Annotated in this window: 4 protein-coding genes, 1 tRNA gene and 1 pseudogene; all 6 read right to left on the bottom strand. The window is 68.9% G+C overall.

The genetic code is table 11. The features are described 5' to 3' along the window. Positions 1 to 2,024: isopeptide-forming domain-containing fimbrial protein (locus tag DWB84_RS12345; RefSeq protein WP_187410086.1), on the bottom strand; the 2,024-nt coding region annotated here is incomplete at its 3' end. 564 nt (positions 2,025 to 2,588) lie between these two features. Beyond that, positions 2,589 to 2,664: transfer RNA gene (locus DWB84_RS12340), tRNA-Lys, on the bottom strand. A 175-nt stretch (positions 2,665 to 2,839) separates the two neighbouring features. Beyond that, a pseudogene (locus DWB84_RS19085) lies at positions 2,840 to 3,221 on the bottom strand (TetR/AcrR family transcriptional regulator). Between the two features lie 52 nt (positions 3,222 to 3,273). Further along, complete coding sequence (locus tag DWB84_RS12330) at positions 3,274 to 4,245, bottom strand: restriction endonuclease (protein ID WP_187410085.1); 972 nt, start codon at positions 4,243 to 4,245, stop codon at positions 3,274 to 3,276. A 146-nt stretch (positions 4,246 to 4,391) separates the two neighbouring features. Then, positions 4,392 to 4,919 (bottom strand): phasin family protein, encoded by a 528-nt coding sequence (locus tag DWB84_RS12325; RefSeq protein ID WP_187410084.1) that lies wholly within the window; start codon positions 4,917 to 4,919, stop codon positions 4,392 to 4,394. A gap of 22 nt (positions 4,920 to 4,941) precedes the next feature. Then, positions 4,942 to 6,099: an ISL3 family transposase gene (locus DWB84_RS12320; protein WP_187410083.1), complete on the bottom strand. Its 1,158-nt coding sequence runs from the start codon at positions 6,097 to 6,099 to the stop codon at positions 4,942 to 4,944. Between the last annotated feature and the right edge of the window lie 26 nt (positions 6,100 to 6,125).

Below are 6,125 nucleotides of genomic sequence, written 5' to 3'. Positions count from 1 at the left end.
CCCACCACCGCGTTTCTCACCTGGCCCACGGCCTGGTCATTGACCGTCGCCGTGTAGCTCACCGTGTACGTGCCCGGCACCGTGCCCGCAGGCAGCGTGCAGCTCAGGCTGCCCGTGCAGGTGAACGCACCCGCATTGGTCACCGACCCGAACGTCAGGCCCACGCCCAGCGTGTCGGTCAGCACCAGGTCCGTCACCAGCTGCGAGTTCGTCACCGTCGCCGTCAGCGTGTAGGTGATCACGTCACCCACCGACACCGGACCGGCCGTGTCCGCACTCTTGTTGTACGTCACCGACGGATCGGTCACCGGCACGTCGACGTCGCAGTCGGCATCGCACGTGCCCTGGTCGCCCAACACCGCGTTCGACACCGTGCCCGTGGCCTGGTCATTGACCGTCGCCGTGTAGCTCACCGTGTACGTGCCCGGCACCGTGCCCGCAGGCAGCGTGCAGCTCAGGCTGCCCGTGCAGGTGAACGGCGTCGCGTTCGCAGGATCCGTCGAGGTCTGCGTGCCCACCGCACCGAACGTCAGGCCCGTGCCCAGCGTGTCGGTCAGCACCAGCGCACTGGTCAGCTGCGACTCGCTCACCGTCGCCGTCAGCGTGTAGGTGATCACGTCACCCACCGACACCGCGGTCTGGCCCGCAGGCAGCGTCGCCGTCTTGTTGTACGTCACCGACGGATCGGCCACCGGCACGTCGATGTCGCAGTCGACCTCGCAGGTGCCCTGGTTGCCCACCACCGCGTTTCTCACCTGGCCCACGGCCTGGTCATTGACCGTCGCCGTGTAGCTCACCGTGTACGTGCCCGGCACCGTGCCCGCAGGCAGCGTGCAGCTCAGGCTGCCCGTGCAGGTGAACGGCGTCGCGTTCGCAGGATCCGTCGAGGTCTGCGTGCCCACCGCACCGAACGTCAGGCCCGTGCCCAGCGTGTCGGTCAGCACCAGCGCACTGGTCAGCTGCGACTCGCTCACCGTCGCCGTCAGCGTGTAGGTGATCACGTCACCCACCGACACCGCGGTCTGGCCCGCAGGCAGCGTCGCCGTCTTGTTGTACGTCACCGACGGATCGGCCACCGGCACGTCGATGTCGCAGTCGACCTCGCAGGTGCCCTGGTTGCCCACCACCGCGTTTCTCACCTGGCCCACGGCCTGGTCATTGACCGTCGCCGTGTAGCTCACCGTGTACGTGCCCGGCACCGTGCCCGCAGGCAGCGTGCAGCTCAGGCTGCCCGTGCAGGTGAACGGCGTCGCGTTCGCAGGATCCGTCGAGGTCTGCGTGCCCACCGCACCGAACGTCAGGCCCGTGCCCAGCGTGTCGGTCAGCACCAGCGCACTGGTCAGCTGCGACTCGCTCACCGTCGCCGTCAGCGTGTAGGTGATCACGTCACCCACCGACACCGCGGTCTGGCCCGCAGGCAGCGTCGCCGTCTTGTTGTACGTCACCGCGGGCGGCGCAAGCGGATGGTCCGTTTTGCAGTCGTCGCACGTACCGACATTGGGCTCGACGCTGTTGCTGACGCTGTCCGTGGCGCCAACGTCAACAGTCGTGCTGTATTTGAACGTATAGGTGCCGGCCGCACTGTTGGCCGGCACCGTGCAGGTCACGATGGTTTCCCCGCCGCCACCCGGGCTGCTGGAGCAGCCGGACGGCAGGGAGCCGGCATCGAGGGTCTGCCCGGGGCTGATGGTGTCGGTCAGGACGACGTCAGCCGGCAGGGGGCCTCCGCTGACCTCGACCGCCAGTGTGTATGTGATGGTCTGCCCGACGGAGACCGCCTCCCCGGAAGCCGGGCTGGAACTCTTCGAGGTCGCGACCTGGACGATGGGAGTCTCGTCCGTCGCCTCGTTGTTGTCCGTATCCGGGTCGACAACGCCGTCAGGCGGCGAAACCGTAGCGGTGTTGACGACGACCTGCTGGGCAACCGCTGGGGTGGCGGCAAAGACCAGGACCAACAAGGCGCACAACAGCAGCCACGCACGGCGGCCGCGCACCGTCACGAGTGCGGCAAGGCTTCCTGACACGTTGTCCCCCTAAGAAACATCAACTCCTCCTGAAACTTGATGCATTGACAGCAAGAATCGCGCCAACGTCGAAAACTGAACGAAATCAGTGGGATATCTTGCTCTGGGCAACGAGAGTGACGTCGGAAAGTGACACTCCCCGTCGTCGGAAAGTGACACTCCCCGTCACATCACGTCGGAAAGTGACGCTCCCCGTCACATCACGTCGGAAAGTGACACTCCCCGTCACATCGGAGCGGAACAACGGCAGCACGCACCGACGGGTTTTCCCGGTATTGGTTCCGGCTTCCATCGGCCATCACCGTGCCACACGGGGCCATTTGCACAGCGCACCGGCGAACGGCGGTGAAACCGTCGTGGAATTTCAATGCCGGGGCGGATGACAGGCAGCCGGAACGTTTCGCAGGGGCCGGCAGGGTCATCGCGGGACAGGCAGGCCTGCAGAGACAGGCCACGCCGGCCATGCGCCTGGCCGGCATGCGTCATGACACCCCGGAAGGGAGGAAATGCAGGCGATCCGGCCCCGGAGAGACGGCCGGTGATGCCCGCAACCATGGAGAGACGTGGTGGGTCGTGTTGGATTCGAACCAACGACCAGCGGATTAAAAGTCCGATGCTCTACCGACTGAGCTAACCGCCCGATGCGTTGCCCGATGCGCCGCGGTGCGGCGGATCGAAGCGATGCGGGCTGCAAATTCTACGGGGACGGCCGCCGGCAGACAAGCGGCGGACCATGCCGGGCGGAAGCTGCCGGATCCCGGGGGGCGGGGTCGGAGCGGGGCGGTGGCGGGAACGGCTTCTCCCGGGCAGGGAGGTCAGCCGGTGTACGCGCTCACGAGGCGGTGCAGGTGGACGCGCTCGCCGTCGCGCAGGAAGGGAGCGAGCAGCATCATCACCTGGACGATGCCGTCGCGGATCGCGGCCTGCTCGTCCCGTTCGCCGCGGATGGCGGCGTAGTTCAGCCAGAAGGTCGCCAGCACCAGCAGGTTGGTTGCGGCGGCCTCGATCTCGGCGGCGGAGGCGCGGATCACACCGGCCTGCGCCAGCCCGCGCATCACCGTGCGGGCGCGTTCGTCAGCGCGCCTGAGGATGCGCGAAACGCACGCGCAGGCGGCGGTTGCGGCTGAGGATCTCGAGCAGGTCGCGGTAGAGGAAGCGGTAGTCCCAGATGCACTCGAACACCCGGTGCAATTGCATCCAGATGTCCTCGAGGCCGGGCAGGCGGTCGTCCGGCGGGGTGAGGGCGCGGTCAGTATGGCCGGCACTGCCGGAAGCGCACGCGGGCGTCGCTGCCGGGCGGCGGCGTGAGCTGGATGCGCGAGGCGGCCAGCTCGTCGAAGCGCTCGACCAGCGGGCAGATGCGCTCGAAGGCGTCGCCGTTCACCGCGGACAGGAAGACCTGCAGCGTCGATTCGCTCGACCAGACGGCGCGGTCCACGTCGGGCAGGGTCGAGACGGCCTTGCGCAGCTGCTCGCGCTGCTCCCCGATGGACAGGGCCTTCGGCGCGCCGGCCGCCGCCTGCTCCCCGGCCTGGCTGTCCTGGCCGGCCGGACCGGCCGTGGTGGCGGGGGGCTGCGCGGCGGGGGTGGCGGCCGTGGCGGTCGGGGAAGGTTCCGCCTTTTCCCGTGGCGTCGGCAGCAGCAGGAAAACGGCGATGCCGGCGACGAGCGCCAGCAGCCACGACAGCAGGACGCCCTGGCGCGCGCGCTGGGCGGCCTTGCCGCGGATGGCGGCCAGCTGTTCGGCCGGCAGGGAATCGCGCAGTTCCGGCCACAGCGCATGGCCGTCGAGCAGTTCGATGCCCTGCACCGGGGCGATGTCGCGCGCGTCCTCGCCGATGCGGCCCTGGGTGACGAGGAAGCCGCCCGCGGCGTTCTTCAGCAGGATGTCGTTGGCCAACTGGTTGACCGCGGGCCGGCCGAGCACGTAGGCCCGGCCATGCTTGCATGACAGCAGCCAGAGCTTGCCGTCCTTCTCGAGGACGATGTCGCGGTCGCCGGCCGCTTCCTCCTGGTCCACGGCCGCCTGCTGGTAGCCACGGCGCGCGAGCGCGTCCAGCACCATGCGCACGAACACGCGCCACGACACGCCCGACAGCGCGTTGATGCCGGCCATGGTCTCGTCGCGGCGCATGCGGTACGTGAGGTAATACGCGGTCCCGGCGGCGCCGATGACCACCATGGCGGCAACGGCCACGAGCCAGCTCGCAATCGAACCCATGTGTCGCGATCACCCGATCGGTAGGGGCGCAACAGGATAACGGATGGGCCCGCACAACCGGGCATGCCGTTTCTCCCATGCGTGGCGCGCTTCACGGTTCCGGCGCGCAATGGGTGCGCGCCACCGCCCCCCGGCCGCCGGGCCGTTCAGTCGCGGGTCGCCCGGCTGCGTGCCTTCCCGGCCTTCTTCGCGGGGGACCGGTTCGCGGCCTTCGTCTTCGCCGTGCCCGCCCTGCCGGAGCGGGTGCCTGCGGAGGAGCCACCCGGGCGGCCACGCAGCTCGGCGGCGAGGGCGTCGATGCGGCGGGACAGCTCGAGGATGTCGTCGCGTCCCGGCACGCCCAGCGTGGCCAGCGCGCGCCGCACGCGCTCCTCGAACAGTTTCTCGACCTGGTCCCAGGCCTCCGTGGCGCGTTCGCGGGCGTGGCTGATGCTGGCCTCGACCACCTCGCGGACGGCGCCGGCCTGCCTGTCCGTGGCGCGGCGCGCGGTGTTCTCGAAGTCGAGCCCTTCCTTCACCAGCGTCTCGAACAGGCGCGTGCCTTCGGCCTGGGCACGGCCAAGGGCGCCGAGCCCGGCCAGCCAGATCTGCTGGGCGGTCTCGCTCAGCGTGCCGGCCAGCCCTTCCGACGCCGGCTGCGTCGGCTTGCGCCGGGTTTTCCTGGACGTGGCCATGGTTGCCTCCTTTTCCGGTTCTTCACCCAAGTCCGGGGAAGGCCGCCCGGATCTTCAGGAAGAAGTAGGCGTCGTCCCGGTAGCCGTAGGCCACCCGCTTGATGACCTTGATCTTGTTGTTGATGCCTTCGACCAGATTGGTTCCCAGCGGCCAGCGGCAGTGGGCCAGGATCCCCGAAAGGTAGGGCTCGAGCCGCCGCACGAACACGCGCAGCGGCTCCAGGCCGCTGCGCAGGGCTCGTCGCTTCCAGCTCTTCCACGCTTTCCAGGCCCATGCCTCGCGCCGGTAGCGCCATAGCCCCTTCAGGTCTCCTTTCAGCAGGTAGACCGTCAACAAGGCCTTGTTGGCCGCCAGCAGCTCTTCCAGCCGCACCACCTGCTCGTCGGGCACGTTCTCCCGATTACGAAGTAGCAGCCAGCGCGATGTCTTGACCACCCGCCGGGCCGGCTTATCGGCGCGCAGCCGGTCTGCCTCGTCCACCCGGACCCGGTCGATCACCTCCCGGCCGTACTTGGCCACGACATGGAACAGGTCGTAGGCGGAGTTCATGTCCATCGCCACGGCGCGGACCTGGGCGCAGCGCACCGGGCCCAGCAGCTCAAAAAACGGCCTGATTTCCGCTCTCGAACGCCCGCGCCCCACCCACAGCACCCGCTTGCGCTCGGGGTCGACCACCACGGTCGCGTACCGGTGGCCCTTCTGGATCGCGAACTCGTCCATCGCCAGCAGCCGCACGCCGTCCAGGTTCGGCGGGCCCAGCGAGCGCTCCAGATGCCGGAAGTCGATCGCTTTGACCGTCTTCCAGTCCAGCCCGAACCACCGGGCGGTGTGCCGCACCGATGTCCCGGCGCACAGCCGGGCCACGCTCTCGGCCAGCCGCCGGGTCACCCGGGCGTGGGGGTCTAACCAGTCCAGTCGCTCAAGCCTCGGGCCGCAGCGCGGGCAGGCCAGGCGCAGCCGCGGTACCCACAATTCCACCGCGTATTCGAACAGCGGCAGGTCCCGGATCCGGCGAACGGTCTGGTCGTGGATGGCCGCTACCGGCTGGTCACAGCCCGAACAAAGGCGCTCTGCGCCCTCTACGGGCGCCAGTTCCAGCACCGCCCAGGACTGGCCGCCCCGATCCTCCTGACGCCAATCCCATACGCGATAACCCTTCCAGCCACCCAGCTGGAACATACAATCCACTTCGGCCACGGCCGGTC

Source organism: Saccharophagus sp. K07 (assembly GCF_014336955.1).
In the GTDB taxonomy this organism is placed as follows: Bacteria; Pseudomonadota; Gammaproteobacteria; order Pseudomonadales; family Cellvibrionaceae; genus UBA5868.
Note: the sequence above shows the minus strand (reverse complement) of the source record. Positions and strands in the feature narration are given on the sequence as shown.